Origin of the sequence: Cupriavidus nantongensis, from assembly GCF_001598055.1 — a bacterium.
GTDB lineage: Bacteria > Pseudomonadota > Gammaproteobacteria > Burkholderiales > Burkholderiaceae > Cupriavidus > Cupriavidus nantongensis.
On the sequence record NZ_CP014845.1, the window covers coordinates 1,875,946 to 1,900,264 of the forward strand.

Annotated in this window: 23 protein-coding genes; 14 read left to right on the top strand and 9 right to left on the bottom strand. The window is 68.9% G+C overall.

Going from position 1 to position 24,319, the window contains the following annotated elements; all coding sequences use genetic code 11:
- Positions 1–2: 2 nt before the first annotated feature.
- From A2G96_RS29275 to soxC, 4 genes are all read right to left on the bottom strand, one after another.
- Positions 3–1,013 (bottom strand): ABC transporter substrate-binding protein, encoded by a 1,011-nt coding sequence (locus A2G96_RS29275; RefSeq protein WP_062803631.1) that lies wholly within the window; start codon positions 1,011–1,013, stop codon positions 3–5.
- Positions 1,014–1,094: 81 nt separating this feature from the next.
- The gene (locus A2G96_RS29280; RefSeq protein ID WP_062803632.1) at positions 1,095–2,024 is read right to left on the bottom strand and encodes a TauD/TfdA dioxygenase family protein; all 930 of its coding nucleotides are present in this window, start codon (positions 2,022–2,024) and stop codon (positions 1,095–1,097) included.
- 153 nt (positions 2,025–2,177) lie between these two features.
- Positions 2,178–2,765, bottom strand: coding sequence for a c-type cytochrome (locus A2G96_RS29285; protein ID WP_062803633.1), 588 nt, complete (start codon positions 2,763–2,765; stop codon positions 2,178–2,180).
- Positions 2,752–3,993 (bottom strand): sulfite dehydrogenase, encoded by a 1,242-nt coding sequence (gene soxC, locus A2G96_RS29290; RefSeq protein WP_062803634.1) that lies wholly within the window; start codon positions 3,991–3,993, stop codon positions 2,752–2,754. The genes A2G96_RS29285 and soxC overlap by 14 nt, the downstream gene beginning before the upstream one ends.
- Before the next feature lie 215 nt (positions 3,994–4,208).
- Here soxC and A2G96_RS29295 point away from each other — a divergent pair, with 215 nt between their 5' ends.
- The 7 genes from A2G96_RS29295 (at position 4,209) to A2G96_RS29325 (ending at position 11,728) form a co-directional block, all read left to right on the top strand.
- Positions 4,209–5,339, top strand: coding sequence for an ABC transporter substrate-binding protein (locus tag A2G96_RS29295; protein ID WP_062803635.1), 1,131 nt, complete (start codon positions 4,209–4,211; stop codon positions 5,337–5,339).
- Between the two features lie 4 nt (positions 5,340–5,343).
- Positions 5,344–6,180 (top strand): ABC transporter permease, encoded by an 837-nt coding sequence (locus tag A2G96_RS29300; protein WP_062803636.1) that lies wholly within the window; start codon positions 5,344–5,346, stop codon positions 6,178–6,180.
- Between the two features lie 12 nt (positions 6,181–6,192).
- Positions 6,193–6,990 (top strand): ABC transporter permease, encoded by a 798-nt coding sequence (locus A2G96_RS29305; protein WP_062803637.1) that lies wholly within the window; start codon positions 6,193–6,195, stop codon positions 6,988–6,990.
- A 33-nt stretch (positions 6,991–7,023) separates the two neighbouring features.
- Positions 7,024–7,818: an ABC transporter ATP-binding protein gene (locus A2G96_RS29310; RefSeq protein WP_062803638.1), complete on the top strand. Its 795-nt coding sequence runs from the start codon at positions 7,024–7,026 to the stop codon at positions 7,816–7,818.
- A 26-nt stretch (positions 7,819–7,844) separates the two neighbouring features.
- Positions 7,845–8,807 carry a TauD/TfdA dioxygenase family protein gene (locus tag A2G96_RS29315; RefSeq protein ID WP_062803639.1) on the top strand — a complete coding sequence of 321 codons (963 nt, stop codon included), beginning with the start codon at positions 7,845–7,847 and terminating at the stop codon, positions 8,805–8,807.
- Between the two features lie 31 nt (positions 8,808–8,838).
- Positions 8,839–10,212: an LLM class flavin-dependent oxidoreductase gene (locus A2G96_RS29320; RefSeq protein WP_062803640.1), complete on the top strand. Its 1,374-nt coding sequence runs from the start codon at positions 8,839–8,841 to the stop codon at positions 10,210–10,212.
- Positions 10,213–10,444: 232 nt separating this feature from the next.
- A complete protein-coding gene (locus A2G96_RS29325; protein ID WP_062803641.1) occupies positions 10,445–11,728 on the top strand; it encodes an O-acetylhomoserine aminocarboxypropyltransferase/cysteine synthase family protein in 1,284 nt (427 codons plus the stop codon).
- 116 nt (positions 11,729–11,844) lie between these two features.
- On the opposite strand, the gene A2G96_RS29330 is transcribed toward A2G96_RS29325, so the two are convergent.
- From A2G96_RS29330 to A2G96_RS29345, 4 genes are all read right to left on the bottom strand, one after another.
- Positions 11,845–12,957 (bottom strand): IS481 family transposase, encoded by a 1,113-nt coding sequence (locus tag A2G96_RS29330; protein ID WP_062798133.1) that lies wholly within the window; start codon positions 12,955–12,957, stop codon positions 11,845–11,847.
- A 129-nt stretch (positions 12,958–13,086) separates the two neighbouring features.
- Positions 13,087–14,058 carry a lysylphosphatidylglycerol synthase domain-containing protein gene (locus A2G96_RS29335; RefSeq protein WP_062803642.1) on the bottom strand — a complete coding sequence of 324 codons (972 nt, stop codon included), beginning with the start codon at positions 14,056–14,058 and terminating at the stop codon, positions 13,087–13,089.
- Positions 14,055–15,290: a cardiolipin synthase ClsB gene (gene clsB, locus A2G96_RS29340; RefSeq protein ID WP_062803643.1), complete on the bottom strand. Its 1,236-nt coding sequence runs from the start codon at positions 15,288–15,290 to the stop codon at positions 14,055–14,057. Before clsB ends, A2G96_RS29335 begins: the two co-directional genes overlap by 4 nt.
- A gap of 54 nt (positions 15,291–15,344) precedes the next feature.
- A complete protein-coding gene (locus A2G96_RS29345) occupies positions 15,345–15,701 on the bottom strand; it encodes a hypothetical protein (protein WP_062803644.1) in 357 nt (118 codons plus the stop codon).
- Positions 15,702–15,884: 183 nt separating this feature from the next.
- On the opposite strand from A2G96_RS29345, the gene A2G96_RS29350 reads away from it, so the two are divergent.
- The 7 genes from A2G96_RS29350 (at position 15,885) to A2G96_RS29380 (ending at position 22,543) form a co-directional block, all read left to right on the top strand.
- Complete coding sequence (locus tag A2G96_RS29350) at positions 15,885–16,706, top strand: MetQ/NlpA family ABC transporter substrate-binding protein (RefSeq protein WP_062803645.1); 822 nt, start codon at positions 15,885–15,887, stop codon at positions 16,704–16,706.
- Between the two features lie 118 nt (positions 16,707–16,824).
- Entirely contained in the window at positions 16,825–17,598 is a 774-nt protein-coding gene (locus tag A2G96_RS29355; protein ID WP_062803646.1) for an SDR family oxidoreductase, read from the top strand.
- An 80-nt stretch (positions 17,599–17,678) separates the two neighbouring features.
- Complete coding sequence (locus A2G96_RS29360; protein WP_062803647.1) at positions 17,679–18,587, top strand: LysR family transcriptional regulator; 909 nt, start codon at positions 17,679–17,681, stop codon at positions 18,585–18,587.
- A gap of 211 nt (positions 18,588–18,798) precedes the next feature.
- Complete coding sequence (gene pdhA / locus A2G96_RS29365) at positions 18,799–19,884, top strand: pyruvate dehydrogenase (acetyl-transferring) E1 component subunit alpha (protein WP_062803648.1); 1,086 nt, start codon at positions 18,799–18,801, stop codon at positions 19,882–19,884.
- Between the two features lie 69 nt (positions 19,885–19,953).
- Positions 19,954–20,931 (top strand): alpha-ketoacid dehydrogenase subunit beta, encoded by a 978-nt coding sequence (locus A2G96_RS29370; RefSeq protein WP_062804203.1) that lies wholly within the window; start codon positions 19,954–19,956, stop codon positions 20,929–20,931.
- A gap of 45 nt (positions 20,932–20,976) precedes the next feature.
- Positions 20,977–22,095, top strand: a complete 1,119-nt coding sequence (locus A2G96_RS29375) for a dihydrolipoamide acetyltransferase family protein (protein WP_062803649.1) — start codon at positions 20,977–20,979, stop codon at positions 22,093–22,095.
- Between the two features lie 253 nt (positions 22,096–22,348).
- The gene (locus A2G96_RS29380) at positions 22,349–22,543 is read left to right on the top strand and encodes a ribbon-helix-helix domain-containing protein (RefSeq protein ID WP_018006421.1); all 195 of its coding nucleotides are present in this window, start codon (positions 22,349–22,351) and stop codon (positions 22,541–22,543) included.
- A 1-nt stretch (position 22,544) separates the two neighbouring features.
- Here the strand turns inward: A2G96_RS29380 and A2G96_RS29385 are convergent, their stop codons facing one another.
- Complete coding sequence (locus A2G96_RS29385) at positions 22,545–24,230, bottom strand: SulP family inorganic anion transporter (protein ID WP_062803650.1); 1,686 nt, start codon at positions 24,228–24,230, stop codon at positions 22,545–22,547.
- Positions 24,231–24,319: the final 89 nt, after the last annotated feature.

Below are 24,319 nucleotides of genomic sequence, written 5' to 3' on the forward strand. Positions count from 1 at the left end.
GCTCAGCTCCCTTGCGCGGTGACCGGGTCCGGGAAGAAATAGTCCTGCCAGGACTTGGGCTGGTTGCGGATCGCGCCGACGCGATGCATGAACGACGCCAGCGCGAAGGTGTTCTGCGGCGCGACGCGGAACTGGACCTGCGGGTTCTTCAGCACGCGCAGCAGCAGCGCACGGTCGGTGCGGGCCTTGCTCTGGCGCAGGTAGATATCGGCCGCCCCCTCGGGATTGGCGGTGGCAAAGGCGGCGGCCTCGGCCAGCGCATCGACAAAGGCGCGATAGGTCTTCGGGTTGTCGTTGCGGAACTTCTCGGTGGCGTACAGCACCGTGGACGAGCTCGGTCCGCCCAGCACGTCGTATGAGTTCAACACGATGCGCGCGTTCGGGTTGCCGGCCAGTTCCTGCTCCTGGAACGGCGGGTTGCCGAAGTGGCCGGTGATCTCGGTGCCGCCGGCAATGATGGCCGCGGCCGCGTCCGGATGCGGCACCGCCACGGTCCACTTGTCGAGGCGGTTGTACTCCTTGTCGCCCCACTGCCTGGCTGCGGCAAGCTGCAGCACGCGCGACTGCACCGAGACGCCGACCGCCGGCAGCGCGATGCGGTCCTTGTCGGTGAAATCTGCAATGGTGCGGACCTTGGGGTTGTTGCTGACCAGGTAGTACGGGAAGTTGCCCAGCGATGCCACGCCGCGCACGTTCTGCTTGCCGTGGGTGCGGTCCCACAGCGTCAGCAGCGGGCCCACGCCGGCGCCGGCGATATCGATGGCACCCGACAGCAGCGCGTCATTGACCGCGGCGCCGCCCGACAGTTGCGTCCATTCGACCTTGATGTCGACACCCTGCTGCTTGCCGTGCTTTTCAATCAGCTGCTGGTCGCGCGCCACGTTGAGCAACAGGTAGACCACGCCGAACTGCTCGGCGATGCGCAGCTTGCCTTCGGCGTGCGCGCTGCCGGTGATGGCCAGGCCGGCACTCAGCGCCAGCAGGCCGAGCTTGCGGGAAAAACGAGAAAACATGATCAGGACTCCGGAGGATACGGTGGATTGGCGCTCGCCGCTGCGAGCGCCCTGGGGTGACTTGCGCTACCGCTGCCGCCTTCAGCGCGGCACGTCGCCTTCGATGGTGGTGCGGTACATCACGCGCCGCAGCTCTGGCGGACAGCCCGCGGCAAGATGCAGCAGCGAGCGGTTGTCCCAGAACACCAGGTCATGTGGCTGCCACTGGTGGCGGTAGATATGGGCGGGCTTGACGCTGTGCGCGAACAACTGGTCCAGCAGGTCGCGGCTTTCCTGCTCGGGCAGGCCGACGATGCGGGTGGTGAAGTGCTCGCTGACAAAGAGCGCCTTGCGTCCCGTTTCCGGATGGGTGCGCACCACCGGCTGCAGCACCGGCCTGACCTGCGCGATCTGCTCCGGCGTCAGGTTGGGCCGCCACGGGCTGCGCTGCTGGAGCTCGGCGTAGCGCGCCAGGTAGGTGTGCTCGGCCTGCAGCCCATCGACGGCGCTTTGCAGCGCCGCCGGCAGCGTGTCCCAGGCCAGGTGCATGTTGGCGAAAAGCGTGTCGCCTCCCTCGGCGGGCAGTTCGCGCGCATGCAGCAGCGAACCAAGGCTGGGCTTTTCCTTGTACGACAGGTCCGAATGCCAGAAGTGGCCGGCATCGCCGAGCCCGATCGGCTTGCCGTTCTCGACCACGTTGGAGACCACCAGCACTTCCGGATGGCCAGGCAGCTGGAACTGGTGCAGCACGTGGATCTGCAGCGGGCCGAAGCGGCGGCTGAAAGCGATCTGCTGCGCGGGCGTGATGCGCTGGTCGCGGAACACCAGCACGTGGTGGTCGAGGTGGGCGCGATGGATGCGTGCAAAATTCGCGTCGGACAGCGGCTGCGACAAGTCGAGCCCGATCACTTCCGCGCCCAGCGGCGCGTCCAGCGGGCGGACCTCGAAGTTGCCTGCGTCTGCGGAAGATGCGGTGGAATGCGGCGCTCTCTGCTGGCGCGAAACACTGGCATGGGCGGTTGCGGTCGTCATGGCAAGCTCTGGCATACGGGGGAAGCCGATGCGGCATCCGGGATGCCGCATACAAGCTTGCACTGTAGAGAGCCGGCTACTGCACGGTCAACGAATCATATCGCTGGCGCTTATCCGCTTATCGCATATCCATGTCTCGACATTGGCGGGCCCTCAGGGCTTGCCGGGGCAACCGCTGCGGCATGGCACGTTGGCCGTATCCGGGCGCGCGTCGGCGACAAAGCCATCGCGGTTCGGCATCTTCACCTGCGGCAGCGTGTGCGCGTCCAGCACCGCATCCGCGGGCAGGATGCCGTTCTTGTGCAGCAGCCACGCGGTCACGGCATAGACCTCGTCCGGCGCCAGGCTCTGCGGCGCGTTGTAGGGCATGGCACGGTTGATGAAGTCGAATACCGTGGTCGCGTAGGGCCAGAAGCTGCCGATGGTCTTGACCGGATCCTTGCCCCTGGCGGCGTCCTTCAGCGTGCCCTGCCCGCCCACCAGCGCATCGGCCGGCTTGCCTTCGCCATTGACGCCGTGACATGCGGCACAGTGCTGCGCATAGACCTGCTGGCCCCGCGCGACCGTGCCGCTGCCCGGCGGCAGGCCCGTGCCGTCCGGGGTCACGTCGATATTCCACGCGGCAAGGTCGCGCTCGCTGGCGGGGCGGCCTATGCCGTAGGTCTGCGCAAGGACCGTTTGGGCAGCGCAAGCCAGCGCCAGCACGGCGGCGGCACCACTGATTCGTTCAAGCGCGCGCATTGGCAATGCTCCCGTCCGCGGCCACGCGCCAGCGCTGGATCGCGTTGTAGTGATAGGTGGAAGCCACGCCGCGCGCGGCCACCAGTTGGTCCGGCGTGGGCTGGACGTTGCCGGCTTCGTCGATGGCGCGGCTCTCCAGCGCAGCCGGGGCGCCATCCCAGCGCCACGGCAGGCGGAAACGCACCAGGGCGCGGTCCAGCACCGGCTCCTGCAGCTGCGCCTCGCGCCAGCTGCGGCCGCCATCGACCGACACCTCGACGCGGCGGATGCGCCCGTGGCCCGACCACGCCAGGCCCGAGATCTCATAGAACCCGCGCTCACGCAGCTTGTGATCCGGCGCGGGAAAGGTGATCACGGACTTCACGTCCATCAGGAAGGTGAACTGCCGCGCGCTGCCGTCGGGCAAGGAGTCCGTGTACTTCGACGTCTCTTCGCGCGACATGAACGGTGCGCGCCCCAGCTTCAGGCGCCGCAGCCACTTGATGGACATGTTGCCCTCATAGCCCGGCAGGAACAGCCGCAGCGGATAGCCATGCTCGGGCCGCAGCATCTCGCCGTTCTGCGCATAGACCAGCAGCGCGTCTTCCAGCGCCTTGGCCAGCGGCACGCTGCGCGTCATGGCTGCGCCATCGGCGCCCTCGGCCAGCACCCAGGCCGCATCGGGCGCCACGCCGACTTCGTCCAGCACCACGGACAACGGCACGCCGGTCCACTCACAGCAAGACAGCAGGCCATGGCTGATCTGCACCGACTTCGCACCGGGCGCCTTCCACTCGCGCCCGGTGTTGCCCGAGCACTCCAGGAAATGGATGCGCGACACCGACGGCAGGCGCACCAGGTCGTCCATGGTGAAGATGCGCGGGCGCGCCACCAGCCCGTGCACCGCCAGCCGGTGCTGCGCCGGGTCGATCAGCGGGATGCCGGCGTGATGGCGCTCGAACACCAGCCCGGTCGGCGTGATGATGCCGCGCAGGTCCTGCAGCGGCGTCATCGACGAGTTGGCGCCGGGCAGCGGCGCCGCGCTGCGGCTGCGCCGCACCACGTCTTTCTCGAACGGGGACGGCTGGCCGTAGGCATGCCACAGCACGGGCTCGCCCGGCGCGCGCGTCCACGGCGCAACCGTCAGGGGTTCGGCGCGCGCCGCAGTGGCGGCGCCGGCCGCGGCGGCGCCCAGCAACGCCCCGCGCTGCAGGAAGCGCCGGCGGCCGGAAGTCAGGTCATTGCTCATCGTGAGGGCGTGGTCAGTCTGGTAGCGATCAAAATGCGCAGACTGTAGGACAGCACCGGCACTTGGCCAACGAAGAAGAATGTATGCCGATATGCCAACGCCGCGCTGCACGCCATATGCGCGGGGCCGATAACCAAAGCCGGAATCATTCGTTCTGGTCCGCGCGCAGCGCCGCTTATCGTGGAGCCGTCCTCCACTTCAAGAAGGTCTGCACGATGACCACCCCGCGCCCCGATGCCACCGCTGCACCCACGCTGACCCGCCGCGAGCTGCTGCGCTGCGCGGCCTGGTCCGGACTGGGCATGGCGGCTTCGCTGTCGCCGCTGTCCGCGTTCAGCGCCAGCCCGGCCGCGCGGCCTGACGTGATCCGCGTCGGCGTGGCCCAGCCAGCCACCGGCACTCCGCCCAGCTTTGCCGGCAGCTCGCTGGCGATTGCCCATGCACGCGGCTGGCTGGAGGAGTCGTTCAAGCCGACCGGCACGCGCGTGGAGTGGTTCTTCTTCAAGGGCGCCGGCCCCGCCGTCAACGAGGCGCTGGCCAACCGCCAGCTCGACGTTGCGCTGCAAGGAGACCTGCCATCCATCGTGGCACGCTCCGCTGGCCTGAAGACGCGGCTGGTGCTGGCCACCGGCGTGCGCGCCAACATCTACGTGGGAGTGCCGCCCGATTCGCCGCTGAAGACGGTCAGCGACCTGCGCGGCAAGCGCGTGTCGCTGTTCAAGGGCACCAACATGCATCTGCCCGCGCTGCGCCTGCTGGAAGCGAACGGGCTGTCGGACAAGGACCTGCGCCTGCTGAACCTGGACACGGCCGGCTACCTGGCGGCGCTGTCCACGCGCGACATCGACGCCGCCATCGGTGCCATGGACATCCTGCGCCTGCGCGACAAGGGCGCGGTGCGCATCCTTTACTCCAGCAAGAACCAGTCGCCGATCTACACACGGCAAAGCCACGTACTGGTGAGCGACGAATTCGCCGGGCGCTATCCGGAGGCCACGCAGCACCTGGTGAAGGCCGCGGTCGAGGCGGCGCGGTGGGCCTCGGACGAGAGCCATCGCGAGGAGGTGCTGCGCACCTGGGCGCGCGCGGGTACGCCTTATGACCACTGGAAGGAGGACTTCGACGGCGAGCCGCTGCGGGTGCGGCTGAACCCGAATTTCGATCCCTTCCTGGTCAGCCGCTACAAGGACGCGGTCGAGCAGGCCTATCGCTTCAAGCTGAGCCGTGCGCGCTTTGACGTGGACCAGTGGATCGACCAGCGTTTCCTGAAGGCTGCGCTCAACGAACTTAGCCTGCAGAGCTACTGGCCCGTCTACCAACCCAACGGCAAGATCCTGGGAGCCTGACATCATGTCCGTCGCCGATTCGCTTTCACTGCCCGCCGCAGCAGCGCCGCGCGCGCCTTCCCCGCGCAAGCCACTGCGCTGGCAGGATGCCACACGCTGGCTGCTGGCCTGGCCGGTGCCGCTGGCGCTGCTGCTGGTCTGGTACGTGGCCGCCCGCAATGCCTGGATTCCGCCGCAGGTGCTTCCCGCACCCGAAGACGTAGCACGCACGCTGGCCGACCTCTGGCAAAGCGGGGAACTGCAGGCCAACCTGGCCATCAGCGCGCTGCGCGTGGCCGGCGGCTTCGCCGTGGGGCTGGCCGGCGGCCTGGCGCTAGGCGCGGCCATGGGCCTGTCACGGACGTTGTGCGACTACGTCTACCCGACCTTCAAGGCCTTCAGCCAGGTGCCGGTGCTGGGCTGGCTGCCGCTGCTGATGCTGCTGGTCGGCATCGACGAAGCGCTCAAGGTGATCCTGATCGCCAAGGCCGCCTTCGTGCCGGTGGCGCTGAACACGTACAAGGGCATCGGCAGCGTGCCGACCCGCTATCTGGAAGTGGCGCGGGTGCTGCAGCTCACGCGCTGGCAGACGCTGTCGCGCGTGGTGCTGCCCGCCGCGGCCGCGCCGGTGTGGAACGGCGTGCGCTACGGCCTGACGCACGCGTGGCTGGCGCTGGTGGTGGTGGAGCTGCTGGCCTCGTCCGAGGGGCTGGGCTACATGATCGTCTACGGGCGCCAGCTGTTCCAGCTCGACATGGTGCTGGCCGCCGTGGTGGTGGTGGGCGTGGTTGGCTTTGCGCTGGACAAGACCCTGGCGCTGGCCGAAGGCGCGGTGCTGCGCTGGCGCAAGCCGGGCTTCTGAGGCGAGGCCGCGATGACCACTTCCGCTATCCGCCCCCGTATTCGCCTGCCCCGCGCCTTGCGCGGCTGGGTGCTGCCGCTCGCGCTGCTCGCGCTGTGGTGGGCCGCCGTGCGCTTTGGCTGGACCACTTCGCCGCTGCTGGTGCCGGTATCCAGCGTCTGGGACACCGCGGTGCGCCAGCTGCAAAGCGGCGCGCTGGCCACGGCATTGGCCGCCAGCCTGTGGCGCGACCTAGCCGGCTTTGCCATCGGCGCCAGCGCCGGGCTGGTGTTCGGCACGGCGCTGGGCCTGTCGCGCCTGTTCGAACGCATGGTCGGTCCGAGCTTTCACACGGTCAAGCAGATCTCGCTGTTTGCATGGATCCCGCTGATCTCGGTCTGGTTCGGGCTGGGCGATGCCGCCAAGGTGGTGTTCCTGTCGCTGGCCGCATTCTTCCCGGTGGTGCTGAACTCCTTCGAAGGCATCCGCGCCGTGCCGGCCGACCTGCTCGAGGTGGCGCGTGTCCTGCGCTTCAACCGCACCCAGGTGCTGTGGCGCGTGGTGCTGCCGTCGGCGGCTCCGTCGATCTTCGCCGGCATCCACCTGGGGCTGATCTATGCGTGGCTGGCGACGCTCGGCGCGGAGTACCTGCTGGTATCCGGCAACGGCATCGGCAACACCATGACCGACGGCCGCGAAAACTTCTGGATGGACCTGGTGATCTTCGGCGTGATCGTGGTCGGCCTGGTCGGCTTCACGCTGAACTGGATCGCCAGCCGCATCGAATCCCGCCTGCTCGCCTGGCGCGGGCGCTCGGTGGCGGCGGGCTGAGCGGCGCTGCCCCTTATTGAACGGAGACCACAAATGCCACATGCCGGCACGCTAAGCATCGCGCACCTGCACAAGCAGTACGAAGTCGAGGGCCGGGCGCTGCCCGTGCTCGAGGACATCACGCTGACCATCGCCCCGGGGGAGTTCGTCAGCATCGTCGGCGCCAGCGGCTGCGGCAAGTCCACCCTGCTGCGGCTGGTGGTGGGGCTGGAACAGGATTATCGCGGCGAGATCCTGCTGGACGGCAAGCGCGTATCGGGCACCAGCCTGCAGCGCGGCATCGTGTTCCAGGAGCATCGTTTGTTCCCGTGGCTGACAGTCGAGCAGAACATCCGGCTGGCGCTGCTCAACACCCCAGGCAGCGACGCGGAGAAAGACCGCAACGTTGCCGAGCATATCGCGCTGGTAGGCCTGCGCGGCTTCGAACAGGCCTATCCGCACCAGCTCTCCGGCGGCATGTCGCAGCGCGTGGCGATTGCTCGGGCACTGGTGACGCGGCCGGAGATCCTGCTGCTCGACGAGCCCTTCGGCGCGCTCGATGCGATGACGCGTGCCTACCTGCAGCAGGAGCTGCAGCGCATCTGGCAGGCCGAGGGCATCACCATGATCCTTGTCACCCACGACGTCGAAGAAGCCGTCTTCCTGGGCGACCGTGTGGTGGTGATGGAACCCCGGCCCGGCCGCATCCGCCGCATCCTGCCGGTGGACCTGCCGCATCCGCGCGAACGCGCCGGACTTCCCTTCGCGCGGGCGCGCGATGCCGTGCTGCGCGAATTCGCCGGGCAGGAGCCCGTCGTGCAGCGGGCCCCCCAACCTGAACTTGCCTGACCCATCCCTATCCCCGGAGCTTCGTGATGACCCAAGCCAACGCCACGCCAGACCAGACCGTCCAGCTCGACCTCCACCCGGTTGCCGGCCGCATCGGCGCCGAGATCCGCGGCGTCGCGCTGCACGGCGACCTGCCGCCCGCCACCTTCGCCGCCATCCGCGCAGCCTTGCTCAGGCACAAGGTCCTGTTCTTCCGCGACCAGGTGCATCTGGACGATGCCGCACAGCAGGCCTTTGCGCGCCTGTTCGGCGACACCGTGCCGCACCCGACCGTGCCCTCGCGCGACGGCACGCAGCTGCTTGAGCTCGACTCGCAGCACGGCGGCCGCGCGAACTCCTGGCATACCGACGTGACCTTCGACCTGGCCTATCCCGCGGTCTCGGTGCTGCGCGCCGTGACCGTTCCCGCCGCCGGTGGCGATACGGTGTGGGCCAACACCGCCGCCGCTTACCAGGACCTGCCCGAGCCGCTGCGCGGACTGGCCGACAAGCTGTGGGCGCTGCACACCAACGACTACGACTACGCGGCCACGCGCGTCAATCCGAGCGACGAAGGACTGAAGCGCTACCGCGAGGTATTCACCTCGGCGCTCTACGAGACCGAGCACCCGGTGGTGCGCGTGCACCCGGAAACCGGTGAGCGCACGCTGGTGCTGGGGCACTTCGTCAAGAAGCTGCTGGACTACGCGTCGGCCGATTCGGCGCACCTGATTGCCGTGCTGCAGGGCCATGTGCACCGGCTGGAGAACACCGTGCGCTGGCGCTGGCGCGCGGGCGACGTCGCGATCTGGGACAACCGCGCCACCCAGCACTACGCCATCAACGACTATGGCGACGCGCACCGCGTGGTGCGCCGCGCCACCGTGGCCGGCGACATTCCGGTCGGTGTAGATGGCCGCCGCAGCAAGGCGGTGAAGGCGGGCGTGCGCGGCGAGGGCGCGGCGCCGGCCAACCAGTCCGCCGGTGCCGCGCAACGGCAAGCGGCCTGATCCAGCCAGCTTCTTCCGGAGAGCACGATCGATGTCATCGCAAAAGCCGCCGCGCCAGCTGCATCTGGGCGCCTTTCTCCAGGCCACCGGGCACCATGTCGCCGGGTGGCGCCATCCCGGCGCGCAGGCCGATGCCGGCCGCAACCTGGCGCACTACATCGGGCTGGCGCAGCGCGCCGAGGCCGCGGGGTTCGATGCGCTGTTCCTGGCGGACGGCGTCGCGATCCGCGGCATGGACGATGCCACCCTGCCGCGCACCGCGCGCGCCGCCACCTTCGAGCCGCTGACGCTGCTGTCGGCACTGGCGGCGGTAACGCAGCGCATCGGCCTGGTGGCGACCGTCTCCACCACCTACAACGAGCCCTTTCATGTGGCGCGCAAGTTCGCCTCGCTCGACCATCTCAGCGGCGGCCGCGCGGGCTGGAACGTGGTGACGTCGTGGTCGGATGCCGAGGCGCGCAACTTCAGCCTCGAGCGTCATCCCGCGCACGCTGACCGCTACGCCCGTGCCGAGGAGTTCGTCGACGTGGTTACCGGGCTGTGGGACAGCTGGGAGGATGATGCCTTCCTTTACGACAAGGACAGCGGCCGGCATTTCGATGCGGACAAGCTGCACACGCTGGACCATCGCGGCGCGCATTTCCAGGTGCGCGGGCCGCTCAACGTCGCGCGCCCGCCGCAGGGCCATCCGGTGATCGTGCAGGCCGGCTCGTCCGAGGCCGGGCAGGAGCTGGCCGCACGCACCGCCGAGGTCATCTTCACCGCGCAGCAGTCGCTGGCGGATGCGCAGGCCTTCTATCGCGGCCTGAAAGCGCGGCTCGCGCGCTATGGCCGCACGGCCGACCAGCTCAAGATCCTGCCGGGCGTGTTCCCGGTGGTGGGCCGCAGCGAGGCCGAGGCACAGGAGAAATTCGAAGCGCTGCAAAACCTGATCCATCCGTCGGTGGGGCTGGCCCTGCTGTCGCAGCACCTGGGCGGGATCGACCTGAGCGGCTATCCGCTGGACGGACCGTTGCCCGACGACCTGGCCGAGCCGAACGGCGCCAAGAGCCGCTTCCAGCTGGTTACCGGCCTGGCCCGGCGCGAAGGGCTCACCATCCGCCAGCTATGTCTGCGCGTGGCCACCGCGCGCGGCCACTGGTCGATCCACGGCACACCGCAGTCCATCGCCGACCAGCTGCAGGCGTGGTTCGAAGGCGAGGCCGCCGATGGCTTCAATGTCATGCCGCCCTGGCTGCCGGGCGGGCTCGATGATTTCATCGAACTGGTGCTGCCGGAGCTGCGCCGGCGCGGGCTGTTCCGCGAGCGCTATACGGGCACCACGCTGCGCGAGCACCTGGGGCTGCGCCGGCCGGAGAACCTGCGCTGTCAGCAGGCCGAACCGCCGCTCGCGGTCGGGGCATGACGCTCTCGAGCAGCGGCGCCGCGCATATCCAAATGCAATAAGTTTCCTTGCCTCGCGCGAGCGCCGTCGGCAACCATAGCGGCCACGCCGCAGGGGCGTGCGCGGGCCGGCTGGTACCATCGCACGGCCTGGTGCGCCCGTGCGGCGCACTGCTCGGCATGCCCGGCGCCATGGCAGGCACTGCCCCCGCGCGCCGGTCCGGCACCCAACAGCGAGAAGAAGAGAGAACACGATGAGACTTGAAACCCTTGCCGTCCATGGCGGCTATTCGCCAGACCCCACCACGCGCGCGGTGGCCGTGCCGATCTACCAGACCGTGGCCTACGCCTTCGATAACGCGCAGCATGGCGCCGACCTGTTCGACCTGAAGGTGGCCGGCAACATCTACAGCCGCATCATGAACCCGACCAACGACGTGCTCGAGCAGCGCCTGGCCGCGCTCGAGGGCGGCGTGGGCGCGCTGGCGCTGGCATCCGGCATGGCGGCGATCACCTATGCGATCCAGACCATTGCCGAGGCCGGCGACAACATCGTCTCGTCGAGCCAGCTTTACGGCGGCACCTACAACCTGCTGGCGCACACGCTGCCGCAGTCCGGCATCGAGACCCGCTTTGCCGATGGCCGCAATCCGGCCAGCTTCGGCGACCTGATCGATGCGCGCACCAAGGCCGTGTTTGTCGAGTCAGTGGGCAATCCGCTTGGCAACGTGGTCGATATCGCGGCGATCGCGCGCGTCGCGCACAACCACGGCGTGCCGCTGATCGTCGATAACACGGTGCCCTCGCCCTACCTGTGCCGGCCATTCGAGCATGGCGCCGACATCGTCGTGCATTCGCTGACGAAGTACCTGGGCGGCCACGGCAACAGCGTCGGCGGCGCCATCGTCGACAGCGGCAAGTTCCCGTGGGCGCAGCACAAGGAGCGCTTCCGCCGCCTGAACGAGCCGGACGTGTCGTACCACGGCGTGGTCTATACCGAAGCGCTGGGGCCGGCCGCCTATATCGGGCGCGCGCGCGTGGTGCCGCTGCGCAATACCGGCGCGGCGCTGTCGCCGTTCAACGCCTTCCTGATCCTGCAGGGCATCGAGACCCTGGCACTGCGGCTGGACCGCATCACCGACAACGCGCTGGCGATCGCGCGCCACCTGCAGCAGCACGCCAAGGTGGCATGGGTCAATTTTGCCGGCCTGCCGGACCACCCCGACCACGCGCTGGTGCAGCAATACCTGGGCGGCCGCGGGCCCGGCATCCTGTCGTTCGGGCTGAAGCAGGGCGGCGAGGGCGGTCGTGAAGGCGGCGCGCGCTTCCTCGATGCGCTGCAGCTGTTCACGCGGCTGGTCAATATCGGCGATGCCAAGTCGCTGGCCACCCACCCGGCGTCGACCACGCACCGCCAGCTCAACGCCGAAGAACTGCAGGCCGCCGGCGTCAGCGAAGACATGGTGCGGCTGTCGATCGGCATCGAGCATATCGACGACCTGATCGAAGACCTGAACCGCGCGCTGGCCGCGGCCTGACCTCCCGCCCCAGCCCATCCGATACCGCCGGTTTGCTCCCCTCTCCCGCCCGCTGTATGGACCGGGGACATGGGTAACACATGTGCCGGGACATGGGTAACAGTCCAGTCTCCAGTTTAATAGACCTGCTGTAGGTCTATTGTGGCCACCTTTTGATGGCAGAAGTAGACGTCAAAGGTGCCGTCCAGGTCCACGCGAGGGCGCAATGCTACGGGCGTTCCGATCAAGGCTCGTCCGACCCGGAACGTCTTTCCCCGGAAGCAGATGCGCCCACCGTCGCCTACCTTTCGCACGATGTCATCGCTGTCGTACTCGATAGGCGGGAGTTCGCGCGGCATCGCCCGTGGACTAGGCGCATAGCGGCTTGCGGGTGTCTCCATATCCAGCGCGTGGTGTGGGCGCTTGAAGTTGTACACGTGGCGCCAATGGCTGAAGTGATGCTGCGCATCATCCAGATCCCGGAAGCGCTGGTTGGCCAGCAGCTCTGCCTGCATGGTTCGATGGAAGCGCTCGTCCTTGCCGTTGGTCTGAGGATGGCCAGGTCGGCTATGACTGAGCCGCACGCCCAGGCGAATCAGCCAGGCGCCCAGCGTGGTTAACGCACGAGGCACTGGAGAACCCCAGGGCGGGCCGTTGTCTGCATTGATCCGCTCGGGCAGCCCATAGCGCGCAAAAGCCTTCGCTAACGCTTCTTGTACGGATTCAAACTGTTCGTTGCCCAAGGCCCTGAGCAGCACATTGAACCGGGAGTGATCGTCCAAGACCGTGAGCGGGTGGCACCTCTGCGTGTCGGTCGCGAAGTGACCTTTGAAGTCAATTTGCCATAGTGCATTGGGCCGGTCGTGCTCGAAGCGCTGCCATGCTGTCGCGGCCGCGCTGGCGGCCGGATCGATCAAGCCATGGCGGCGCAGCACCCAATTGACTGTACTCGGGGCGATCTGGAGGCGGTGGTCGCGCTCCAGCACGTGTGCGATCTTGCGGGCGCCCCAGGCCGAATGTTCGGCTCGAATCGCTAGCACGCGCTCTTCGACGGCAGCTGGAGTTCGACCGGGAGAGCTATGTGGACGCCGAGTTCGGTCGTCCAGATCCTCTCGATTCAACCACTTGTAACCGGTCTTGCGACTGATGCAGAAGCGGCGGCAAAGCTCCGCAATGTTGGCGTCCGCCTGGCGTGCCAGGCGGACGAACTCTTCTCTTTGCTGCTTCACGGTGGTTTGGCTCCAGGGCAACGTTATCCTCCCGCTGACTAAGCGGGAAAAGTGTTACCCATGTCCTGGCACACCTGTTACCTATGTCCCCGGTCTATACAGCCCGCGGGAGAGGGGCCGGGGGAGAGGGCAGGCGCTCGCACTACCCCATCACCTCACCTCATCCCCGCCATGCCGCTTGCCCCGCGCCTCCAGCACGAAATAGCTCACCGCCCCGATCATCAACGGAATCAGGTAATACAACGCCCGATACGCGATCAGCGCAGCGAGCAGCAGGCCGTGCGGCACCTGGTCGCCCAGCATGGTCAGGAACACGGTCTCGATCACGCCCAACCCGCCGGGGATGCGCACCACCACGCCCGCCAGCCCCGACGCCAGCAGCACGCCCAGCACCGTGAAGTAGGTCGCATGCGTATGCAGCAGCGCGTACAGGATCGCGCCCATCGACATCCAGTGGGCCGCCGACAGCGCGCATTGCAACGCCGCGAAGCGCACCGTGGGCACATAGATGTCGTGGTCGCGCACGGTGCGGTGGCGGCCGTGCCAGAGCGCGCATGCGGCCAGGTAGGCGGCCGGGATCGCCAGCATCAGCATGCCCAGCACCCGCGTCAGCGCCGCGGGAATGCCCCACTCCAGCGGCAGCACTACCAGTTCGCCGGCGAGGATGGCGCCCGCCAGCACCGCATAGCCGAGCCAGTTGGTCGTCACCACCACCACGAACAGGCTCCAGATCTGCGGCGCGCTCAGCCCCGCGCGCGAGTACAACCGGTAGCGCACGCCCGCGCCGCCCAGCGTGGCGCCAAGGTTGAGGCTGAGCGTGTAGCTGACATAGGAGATCGCCATCACGCGGCGCAGCGGCAGCGGGTGCCCGGCATAGCGGCAGCCGAGCACGTCGAACTGGCTGTACAGCAGCCCGCTCAGTGCCACGAAGCCGGCCGCCGGCAGCAGCGTGCGCGCGTTGAAGCCGCGCAGCGCTTCCAGCACCGCGTCCCAGTCGATGGTGCCCAGCTTGCGCGCGATCAGCGCCAACACGGCGGCAATGAACAGGATGCCGATGGCACGGCGCCAGGCCGGCCAGTGCGCATGCTGGCGGATGGCGGTCAGGGCTTCGGCGCCCGTCATTCCGCGCCTCCGCGCAACACCACCACGCGCCGCGCGTTGCGCCGCCCGCCCGGCATCGGCTGCACCAGCCGCGGCGCATGCGCCGGCAGCCAGCCCGCCCACGCCGGGAAGCGCCGCAGGAAGTGGAACATCAGCGTCGCGCCCAGCGCATCGAGGCGGTTGCGCGGCGACTTCAGACCCGGCGGCACCGCGCGGCAGCGCGCGCCGATCAGCGCTTCCAGCTGGCCGCGCAGGTGGCGTGCAAAGGCTTGATCGTGGATCACCAGATTGGCCTCGAGGTTCAGCGACAGGCTCAGCGGATCGAGATTGCTGGAGCCGACCGTGGCCCAGTTGTCGTCGACCACTGCGACCTTGCCGTGGAAGGGCCGCTCGACGTATTCGAGGATCTGTACGCCGGCGTCCTGCAGGTGTGCGTAGAGCAGGCCGCCGGCGCGCGCCACCCACGGCATGTCGGGCTTGCCCTGCAATAGCAGCCGCACCCGCACGCCGCGCGCGGCGGCCTCGCACAGCGCATGCAGCAGCCGGTAGCCCGGCAGGAAGTACGCGTTGGCAATGATGACCTCGCGCCGCGCCGCGCGGATCGCGTCCAGGTAGGCAAACTCGATGTCGTTGCGGTGGCGGTGGTTGTCGCGCGTGACCAGGCTCGCGCGTGCGCTTTGCATGCGCGGTTTCGGCTCGTCGCCTTCGGCCACAGGCCCGGGCATGGGCGGCGTCGGCGAGCAGGCGCCTGGCATCGCGCGCACCAGAAAGTCGTGCACCTGGCGCGCGCAGGGTCCGCGGATTTCCACCGCATAGTCCTGCTTGGCGAGCGGCCCGTACTGGTACAGGTGCTGCGCCGAGAAATTGAGGCCGCCGACGAACGCCACCTCGGCATCGACGGCGATCAGCTTGCGGTGCATGCGCCGGAAGATATGCGTGCGCACACCGAACAGCCGCGGCCGCGGCGAGAATGTGCAGAACTGCACGCCTGCGTCGACCAGCCCCGCGATAAAGGCCGGCGACAGGTCATGCGAGCCGAAGCCGTCCACCGTCAGCGCCACGCGCACGCCGCGGCGTGCGGCCGCGAGCAGGGCCGCGTGCAATTTGTGGCCTACCTCGTCTTCAAACAGGATAAAAGTTTCCAGCAGTACGCTTTGGCGCGCGCGCGCAATGGCGTCGAACACGCACGGAAAATACTCCTCGCCGTTCTCCAGCAGGCGGAAGTGGTCGGAAGCAGAAAGCAGCGGTGTCATGGCCGGCGAATCGCCGCAAACACCATGCCAGCGAAAACCCCACGCCAGCCGCAGCTAAACCCGGCGACGGCCGCGCCGCCAGCGCGCCAGCACTGCGGCGGCCAGCGCACCAGCAACCAGCCCCGCGATGAAGATCGCCACCGCCATGCCACTCCATGCGCCCCCGCCAGCATCGTCGGCGCCGCCGCGCGCCAGCGGCGCGAGCGACTGCCAGTCGGCGGCGGTGAACTGGGTCATCGCGGGCGCGCCATCCAGGCCGTACACGCAGACCTCGCCGCCCGGCAGCTTGCAAAAGCGCGCCGGCGGACAGCTGCGCAGGATGGCCTGGGTCTCGCCCTCGCCGCAGCGGGCGCCGGCGCTGCGCAGCACCTGGATGGTGACGTCGGGATGCTTGGTCAGTTGTTCGGGCATGGCGGCCTCCCAGCGCTTGCAAACGGATGACGCGTGACGCGTTCCTACAGCGTAGGCCTTATTCCGCGCGGGCATATCGCCATGCGTAAACGCTCGTTCGTCTATTGGCCGCTTTTCCATACAATGGCCCGACGCCACGGCGCGACGCCGCGGCCACACCACCACATCAAAGGGGAGCATCCGATGCAATACGGGAAATTCGGCCTGGCCGCGCGGCTGGCGGCAGCCGTGCTGGCGCTGGGCGTGATGCAAGGCGCAGGCGCGGCCGATCCGGACAAGAAGGAAATCCGCTTCGGCGCCACCGCCGGCCCGTATGCCGACCAGATCCGCTATGGCGTCAAGCCGGTGCTGGAACAGCGCGGCTACAAGGTCACCATCGTCGAGTTCAGCGACTACGTGCAGCCCAACCTGGCGCTGGCCGACGGCGCCATCGACGCCAACGCCTTCCAGCACGTGGCCTACCTGAAGAAGTTCTCGGCCGACCGCAAGCTGGCGCTGAGCGACGTGATCCAGGTACCGACCGCGCCGATCGGCATCTACAGCCGCAAGCACAAGGCGCTGGCCGAGGTGAAGCCGGGCAACACCGTGTCGCTGCCGAACGATCCGACCAACCTGGCGCGCGCCATCGCCATCCTGCAGCAAATCGGCTGGGTCACGCTCAAGCCCGGCACCGACCCGATCCGCGCCAGCGAGCGCGATATCGATACCAACCCGCACAAGCTCAAGCTGGTCCAGCTCGAAGCCGCGCAGCTGCCGCGTTCGCTCGACGATGTCGACTATGCTTTCGTCAACGGCAACTATGCGCTGGCCTCGGGCCTGAAGCTGACCTCGGCGCTGGCGCTGGAGAAGATTCCGGATTACTACATGAACCTGGTCGCGGTGAAGACCGCCGACCTGAACAAGCCCTTCGTCAGGGACATCCGCGAGGCCTACCAGTCCGCCCAGTTCAAGGCGGTGACGCAACAGCGCTTTGCCGGCTTCGTGCCGCCGCCGTACCAGCGCTGAGGCCCGGCCCCGCATTGTTCTGGTTTCCTGGATGATCTATCCAGTCGCCGCCGATTTATTCCGCAGTTGCGGCCGCCTAAGCTGAAGCCTCCTTCGACGCATCCACAGGAGAGTTTCCATGGCTGACCATTCCATCCGCGGCAAGGTCGCGCTGATCACCGGCGGCGCCAAGAACCTGGGCGGGCTGATCGCGCGCGACCTGGCCACCCAGGGCGCGCGGGCCATCGCCATCCACTACAACAGCGCGGCCTCGCGTGCCGATGCCGAGGCCACGGTGCGGGCACTGCAGGCAAGCGGCGCCCAGGCGGTGGCGCTGCAGGCCGACCTGACCAGCGCGGGCGCGGTCGAGCGCTTGTTTGCCGATGCCGTGGCCGCGGTGGGCCGTCCCGATATCGCCATCAACACGGTGGGCAAGGTGCTGAAGAAACCGTTCGCCGAGATCAGCGAGGCCGAGTACGACGAGATGTCGGCCGTCAACGCCAAGAGCGCCTTCTTCTTCCTGAAGGAAGCCGGCCGCCACGTCAACGACCACGGCAAGATCGTGACGCTGGTGACCTCGCTGCTGGGCGCGTTCACGCCCTTCTATGCCGCCTATGCCGGCACCAAGGCGCCGGTCGAACACTTTACCCGCGCCGCGGCCAAGGAGTTCGGCGCGCGCGGCATCTCGGTGACCGCGGTAGGACCCGGCCCGATGGACACGCCGTTCTTCTACGGCCAGGAAGGCGACGACGCCGTGGCCTATCACAAGAGCGCGGCCGCGCTGTCGCCGTTCTCGCCGACGGGACTGACGCATATCGAGGATGTGGTGCCCTTTATCCGCCATCTGGTCAGCGACGGCTGGTGGATCACCGGCCAGACCATCCTGATCAACGGCGGCTACACCACCAAGTAAGAAGCAAGCCACCACGCAGGCCCCCGCTCCGATGTGCGCACGCATTGCAGGTATGCTTGCGCCATCGACGAGCGAGGCATATGGACAGATTCGACCAGTACCGCGTATTCCTGCAGGTGGCCGAGATGGGCAGCTTCATCAAGGCCGCGCATGCGCTCGGGCTGCCGCGCGCGTCGGTGTCGGCGGCGGTGCAGGGCCTCGAGGCCCAGGTCGGCACGCGGCTGCTGCACCGGACCACGCGGCAGGTGCGGCTGAGCGCCGACGGCGCGCAATTGCTGGAGCGATTGCGCCCGCTGCTGGCCGAGGTCGAGGATATCGACCAGCTGTTCCAGGCCGGCCAGCGCCAGGCCAGCGGCCGTCTTAACGTCGATATGCCGAGCCGCATCGCGCGCCGGCTGGTGGCACCTGCGCTACCCGCCCTGCTGCGGCGCCATCCGCGGCTGCAGCTGTCGCTCGGTTCCAGCGACCGCGCCATCGACCTGGTGCAGGAGGGCGTGGACTGCGCGGTGCGTTTCGGAGTGCTGGCCGACAGCAGCCTGGTGGTAAGGCCGCTGGGCCGGATCGCGCTGGTCAACTGCGCCAGCCCCTCCTATCTGCGCGAACATGGCGAACCCCGGCATCCGTCCGACCTGCGCCGCGGCCACCTTGCGGTGGGCTACGCCAGCCCGCGCACCGGCCGCGACCTGCCATGGGAATTCCTCGATGCCGATGGCAGCGCGCGCGAGGCCGAGGTGGCAACCCGTGTCTCGGTCAACAATGCCGAGAGCTATATCGCCTGCTGCCTCGCCGGCATCGGGCTGATCCAGATCCCGCGCTTCGACGTGCAGCACCTGCTCGACACCGGGCAGCTGCTGGAAGTCATGCCCGACTGGCGTCCGGCGAGCATGCCGGTGTCGCTGCTCTATCCGCACCGCCGCCAGCGCTCGGCACGGCTTGCGGTATTCCTGGAGTGGTTCCGCGCGCTGATGCAGCCGCACCTCGAAGCCTGAGCGGCGGCCCGCGCGGACATCGCGCATTTGTGCGCAGCAAGACGATTTTGCGCCGCGCCGGCCGCGCAAATGCCCTACACTCAAGCTCAAGTCCCCCGCGCCCAAAAAGCACGGCAGGGATCACAACGCGATCATTGCCGCGGAGGGCTGCGAAGATCCTCGCCCCGTTCCGCGCGGATCCTGTCGAGACAACCGCATCGAGAGACCTGCCATGTCCACGGTTGCGCGCTTTGAGATCGGCTATACCCGCTACCTTGCCCCGCCGGGCGACACCACTCCCACCACTGCTTCCCCTCCACCGTTTGCCAGCGATCCCGACGCGCTGGTGCCGCTGTACCAGGCGATGGTGCTGACGCGCCAGTTCGACCTGAAGGCGATCGCGCTGCAGCGCACCGGCAAGATTGGCACCTTCGCGTCGGCGCTGGGCCAGGAGGCGATCGGCGTGGGCGTGGCCTACGCGATGCGGCCGGAAGATGTGCTGGTGCCCTCGTACCGCGACCATGCGGCGCAGTTTGTGCGCGGCGTCACGATGACCGAGAGCCTGCTCTACTGGGGCGGCGACGAGCGCGGCAGCGGCTTTGCCGCGGCGCCGCATGACTTTGCCAACTGCGTGCCGATCGGCACCCAGGTGTGCCACGCGGCCGGCGCCGCCTACGCCTTTCAGCTGCGCGGCGAGCCGCGCGTGGCGGTCTGCCTGCTTGGCGACGGCGGCACCTCCAAGGGCGACTTCTATGAAGGCATGAACATGGCCGGCGCCTGGCGCGCGCCGCTGGTGATCGTGATCAACAACAACCAGTGGGCGATCTCGATGCCGCGCAGCGGCCAGACCGCGGCGCAGACGCTGGCGCAGAAGGCCATTGCCGCGGGCATCCCGGGCGAGCAGGTCGACGGCAACGACGTGGTCGCGGTGCGCCATCGCGTCGGTGAGGCGATCGAGCGCGCGCGCGACGGCGGCGGTCCCGCGCTGATCGAGGCCATCACCTACCGGCTGGGCGACCACACTACCGCCGACGATGCCTCGCGCTACCGCGACGAGGCCAGCGTCAAGGCGCACTGGCAGCACGAGCCGCTGCTGCGGCTGCGCACCCACCTGCTGGCCCTGCACGCCTGGGATGCGGCGCGCGAAGAGGCGCTGGTCAGGGCCTGTTCGCAGCAGGTGGCGCAGGCGGTCGAGACCTACCTGGCGATGCCGCCGCCGGACCCGGCCGCGATGTTCGACTGCCTGTACGCGGCCATGCCGGCCGAACTGCAGGCGCAGCTGGAGATCGCGCGGCGCTTCCCGGCGCAGCACGGCTAGCCGCACCTGGCGGTGCTGCCGGCGCGGCGCGCGCACTCCTCCATCGACCCGGCCCACAGCGAGCGAACCATGGCGGAAATCAATCTGGTCGAAGCAGTCAACCTGGCGCTGGCCCATGCGCTGGAGCACGATCCCGACGTGCTGCTGCTGGGCGAGGACATCGGCGTCAACGGCGGCGTGTTCCGCGCCACCGTAGGCCTGCAGGCGCGCTTCGGCGCCGCGCGCGTCATGGATACGCCGCTGGCCGAAGGCGGCATCGTCGGCGCGGCAATCGGCATGGCGGCGATGGGGCTCAAACCCGTGGCCGAGATCCAGTTCACCGGCTTTATCTACCCGGCGGTCGACCACATCATCAACCACGCCGGGCGCATGCGGCACCGCACCCGCGGGCGCCTGGCCTGCCCGCTGGTGGTGCGCTCGCCGTGCGGCGCGGGTATCCACGCGCCCGAGCACCATTCCGAAAGCCCGGAGGCGATGTTCGCGCATATGCCGGGCATCCGCGTGGTGGTGCCGTCGTCGCCGGCGCGCGCCTACGGGCTGCTGCTGGCGGCGATCGCCGACCCGGACCCGGTGATCTTCCTCGAGCCCACGCGGCTGTACCGGCTGTTCCGCCAGGAAGTGGCCGACGACGGCGCGGCGCTGCCGCTCGATACCTGCTTCACGCTGCGCGAAGGCAGCGACCTGACGCTGGTCAGCTGGGGCGCGATGGTGCAGGAGACACTGGCCGCCGCCGACGCGCTGGCCGTGGAAGGCATCACCGCGACCGTTATCGACGTGGCCACGCTCAAGCCGCTGGACATGCAGACCATCCTCGACGCGGTCACGCGCACCGGCCGCTGCGTGATCGTGCACGAGGCCCCGCGCACCGCCGGCTTCGGCGCCGAGATCGCCGCGCAGCTGGCCGATGCGGGGCTGTATTCGCTGGCCGCGCCGGTGCAGCGCGTGACCGGCTTCGATACCGTGGTGCCGCTGGCGCGGCTGGAATACACCTACCTGCCCGGCGTCGCGCGCATCGTCGATGCCGCGCGCAGGGCGCTGGCGGCGTAGGCGCCAGCCAGTGCGCGCAATGTTCAAGCCCGCCAAGGAGGACCGATGAGAGTCTTCAAGCTGCCCGACCTGGGCGAAGGCCTGCAGGAGGCCGAGATCGTGGCCTGGCACGTCAAGACCGGCGATACCGTGGCGGCGGACCAGCCGCTGCTGTCGGTCGAGACCGCCAAGGCGATCGTCGAAATCCCGTCGCCCTATGCCGGCAGCATCGGCAAGCTGTTCGCGCAGCCCGGCGACATCGTGCACCTGGGTGCGCCGCTGGTCGGCTTCGAGGGCGCCGGCGAGGATGCCGATGCCGGCACCGTGGTGGGCTCGGTCCAGGTCGGCACGCACGTGGCCAGCGAAGCCGCGCCGCCCGGCAGCGCGGCGCCCGCGGCGGGCATGGCCGCGCGCGTCAAGGCCACGCCCGCGGTGCGTGCGCTGGCGCGCCGGCTGGGCGTGGACCTGGCGATGGCCACCGCCTCCGGGCCGGAAGGGGTGGTCACCGCCGCCGACGTGGAACGCGTCGCCAGCACGCTGGCCGAGCTGGGCGCACCCGAGGAACTGCGCGGCGTGCGCCGCGCGATGGCGCAGAACATGGCGCGCGCGCAGGCCGAAGTGGCCGCCGCCACCGTGATGGACGACGCGGACATCCATGCGTGGCAAGCCGGCGCCGACGTCACCATCCGGCTGGTGCGCGCGCTGGTGGCCGGCTGCCGCGCCGAGCCCGGCCTCAATGCCTGGTATGAAGGCCAGACCGGGCGCCGCCACGTGCTGAAGAAGATCGACGTCGGCATTGCCGCGGACCTGCCCGAGGGCCTGTTCGTGCCGGTGCTGCGCGATGTCGGCAACCGCGACGCGGCCGACCTGCGCCACGGCCTCGACCGCATGCGCGCCGACATCCGCGCGCGCACCATCGCCCCCGAGGAGATGCGCGGCAACACCATCACGCTGTCCAACTTCGGCATGATCGCGGGGCGCTATGCCGCGCCCATCGTGGTGCCGCCCACCGTCGCGATTCTGGGCGCCGGCCGCGTGCGCGACGAAGTGGTCGCGGCCGCCGGCGCGCCCGCGGTGCACCGGGTGATGCCGCTGAGCCTGACCTTCGACCATCGCGTGGTCACGGGCGGGGAAGCCGCGCGCTTTCTGGCGGCGGTGATTGCGGATCTGGAGATGGCGGAATAGGGAAGACTACCGGCTTTGTCAGCACTAACTGTGTGCTCCTTCTCCCGCTTGCGGGAGAGGGTTGGGGTGAGGGCCAGGCTTCTCCACGAAGTCAGACCGGTGGTATGCCGCGGCCTGCCCTCACCCCCGGCCCCTCTCCCGCAGGCGGGAGAGGGGAGCAAACCGTCGGTCTATCGAAGCCCTGCGGCAGCGCTGTATATAATGCCCTTCCCATCGCCGCCGCCATCGCCGGCCCGGACCGCCGCACACCCTCATGGAATCCAAGACCGCCCGCCTGACCATCCTGATCGACCCGGTCAAGAAGAAGGCCTTCGAAACGCTGTGCGCTGCGCAGGACCTGACGCCGTCGCAGGTGGTGCGCCAGCTGATCCGCGATTACCTGGCGCAGCATGGCGTGGATTACGCCACCAAGCCCAAGCCGGCGGGCAGCACGCGCCAGAAGAAGTGACTCAGTGCGGGGCGATGCCCTCGCCTTGCTTGTCTCCTGTCAGCACGGCGCAGCGCTGCGCCGCCTGCGCCAGCGACTCCGCGTAGTTGCCCTCGCCCAGCGCAGCCAGCACGCCGGCGCGCGCCAGTTTTTCCCTGACCCTTGCGTTGGCTTCGGCCAGCACCACCGCGACGCCGCGCTTCTGCAGCGTGACGATCACCGCCTCGAGCGTCTGCAGGCCGGTCATGTCCATGAAGGGCACGCGGCCCAGGCGGATCAGCAGCACGCGCGGCTCGGTATGGGTCTGCACCAGCGCGCGCTCGCACGCTTCGACCGCGCCGAAGAAGAACGGGCCGTCGATGACATAGACCAGCACACCCGGCGGCATCGGCGCCACCGCGCCGGTGCCCGCATCGCCCAGTTCGCGCGCGACGGCTTCAGCAGGCTGGGGTGCCACCTCCACCGCTGCCGACATGCGCCGCAGGAACTGCAGCATGGCCAGGATCACGCCGATATTGACCGCCACCACCAGGTCGGTCAGCACCGTCAGCGTAAAGGTGATCAGCAGTATCGCGACATCGGCCCGCGGCGCGCGCCGGACCATGCGGGCGAACTGGCGCATCTCGCTCATGTTGTAGGCCACCACGAACAGGATCGCGGCCAGCGCGGCCAGCGGCACGCTGGCCGCGAGCGGCGCCAGGAACAGCAGCACCAGCACCAGCGTGAGCGCATGCACCACGCCGGCCAGCGGGCTGTTGCCGCCGTTGCGGATATTGGTGGCGGTGCGCGCGATCGCGCCGGTGGCGGCAAATCCGCCACACAGCGGCGCCAGCACATTGGCGATGCCCTGGCCTACCAGCTCCTGGTTGGAATCATGCCGGGTGCCGGCCATGCCGTCGGCCACCACCGCCGACAGCAAGGACTCGATCGCGCCGAGCATGGCAATGGTGAAGGCCGGGCCGGCCAGCTCCAGCACGCGCGCCAGCGTGATGTCCGGCAACGCCGGCACCGGCAGGCCACGCGGCAGCCCGCCGAAGGCCGTGCCGATGGTGGCGACGCCGTCGAAGCGGAACAGCGCCTGCACCGCGGTGGCCACCACCAGCGCCACCAGCGGCCCCGGCACGCGCCGCAGCCAGCGCACGCGCGGCGCGCCCACTACCAGCGCCAGGCTGCCCAGCGCCAGCGCGGTGGTAGCCGGGTGCCATTGCGGCAGCGCCTGCAGCAGGTGCCAGAGCTTTTCATGGAAATGCGCGCCGGCCACCGGCGGCAGCCCGAAGAAATCGCGCCACTGGCCGACAAAGATGATCACGCCGATGCCGGCGGTAAAGCCGACGATCACCGGCGCGGGGATGTAGCGGATCACGCTGCCCAGCCGGGTCAGGCCCATCGCCAGCAGGATCAGGCCCGCCATCAGCGTGGCGATCTGCAGCCCGTCGATGCCGTGGCGCGCGGTCACCGCGGACAGCACCACGATAAAGGCGCCGGTGGGCCCGGCAATCTGCACGCGGCTGCCGCCGAACAGCGACACCGCCAGGCCCGCGACGATGGCCGTGTACAGGCCCTGCTCCGGCTTGGCGCCCGAGGCAATCGCGAACGCCATCGCCAGCGGCAGCGCCACCACTCCGACGATCGCGCCCGACACCAGGTTCGGCAGCCAGTTGCCGCGGCGGAACAATCCGGCCAGCCAAGCTTCGCGCAGCGCAATCATGGGTCGGTCTCTTCCATCGATGCGTGAGTACAGGTGCATCGGATGATAACAGGATGTTAATGTTTGGCCGCGCCGCCGGCCCAGCTTCG

Excerpts from the sequence above, each read along its gene's own strand:
- A2G96_RS29295 (WP_062803635.1), top strand. The coding sequence starts at position 4,209 with ATGACCACCCCGCGCCCCGATGCCACCGCTGCACCCACGCTGACCCGC.
- A2G96_RS29350 (WP_062803645.1), top strand. The coding sequence starts at position 15,885 with ATGCAATACGGGAAATTCGGCCTGGCCGCGCGGCTGGCGGCAGCCGTG.
- A2G96_RS29375 (WP_062803649.1), top strand. The coding sequence starts at position 20,977 with ATGAGAGTCTTCAAGCTGCCCGACCTGGGCGAAGGCCTGCAGGAGGCC.
- A2G96_RS29360 (WP_062803647.1), top strand. The coding sequence starts at position 17,679 with ATGGACAGATTCGACCAGTACCGCGTATTCCTGCAGGTGGCCGAGATG.
- A2G96_RS29275 (WP_062803631.1), bottom strand. The coding sequence starts at position 1,013 with ATGTTTTCTCGTTTTTCCCGCAAGCTCGGCCTGCTGGCGCTGAGTGCC.
- A2G96_RS29355 (WP_062803646.1), top strand. The coding sequence starts at position 16,825 with ATGGCTGACCATTCCATCCGCGGCAAGGTCGCGCTGATCACCGGCGGC.
- A2G96_RS29325 (WP_062803641.1), top strand. The coding sequence starts at position 10,445 with ATGAGACTTGAAACCCTTGCCGTCCATGGCGGCTATTCGCCAGACCCC.
- pdhA (WP_062803648.1), top strand. The coding sequence starts at position 18,799 with ATGTCCACGGTTGCGCGCTTTGAGATCGGCTATACCCGCTACCTTGCC.
- A2G96_RS29285 (WP_062803633.1), bottom strand. The coding sequence starts at position 2,765 with ATGCGCGCGCTTGAACGAATCAGTGGTGCCGCCGCCGTGCTGGCGCTG.
- A2G96_RS29310 (WP_062803638.1), top strand. The coding sequence starts at position 7,024 with ATGCCACATGCCGGCACGCTAAGCATCGCGCACCTGCACAAGCAGTAC.
- A2G96_RS29335 (WP_062803642.1), bottom strand. The coding sequence starts at position 14,058 with ATGACGGGCGCCGAAGCCCTGACCGCCATCCGCCAGCATGCGCACTGG.
- A2G96_RS29320 (WP_062803640.1), top strand. The coding sequence starts at position 8,839 with ATGTCATCGCAAAAGCCGCCGCGCCAGCTGCATCTGGGCGCCTTTCTC.
- soxC (WP_062803634.1), bottom strand. The coding sequence starts at position 3,993 with ATGAGCAATGACCTGACTTCCGGCCGCCGGCGCTTCCTGCAGCGCGGG.
- A2G96_RS29280 (WP_062803632.1), bottom strand. The coding sequence starts at position 2,024 with ATGACGACCGCAACCGCCCATGCCAGTGTTTCGCGCCAGCAGAGAGCG.
- A2G96_RS29370 (WP_062804203.1), top strand. The coding sequence starts at position 19,954 with ATGGCGGAAATCAATCTGGTCGAAGCAGTCAACCTGGCGCTGGCCCAT.
- clsB (WP_062803643.1), bottom strand. The coding sequence starts at position 15,290 with ATGACACCGCTGCTTTCTGCTTCCGACCACTTCCGCCTGCTGGAGAAC.
- A2G96_RS29315 (WP_062803639.1), top strand. The coding sequence starts at position 7,845 with ATGACCCAAGCCAACGCCACGCCAGACCAGACCGTCCAGCTCGACCTC.
- A2G96_RS29305 (WP_062803637.1), top strand. The coding sequence starts at position 6,193 with ATGACCACTTCCGCTATCCGCCCCCGTATTCGCCTGCCCCGCGCCTTG.
- A2G96_RS29345 (WP_062803644.1), bottom strand. The coding sequence starts at position 15,701 with ATGCCCGAACAACTGACCAAGCATCCCGACGTCACCATCCAGGTGCTG.
- A2G96_RS29380 (WP_018006421.1), top strand. The coding sequence starts at position 22,349 with ATGGAATCCAAGACCGCCCGCCTGACCATCCTGATCGACCCGGTCAAG.
- A2G96_RS29385 (WP_062803650.1), bottom strand. The coding sequence starts at position 24,230 with ATGATTGCGCTGCGCGAAGCTTGGCTGGCCGGATTGTTCCGCCGCGGC.
- A2G96_RS29300 (WP_062803636.1), top strand. The coding sequence starts at position 5,344 with ATGTCCGTCGCCGATTCGCTTTCACTGCCCGCCGCAGCAGCGCCGCGC.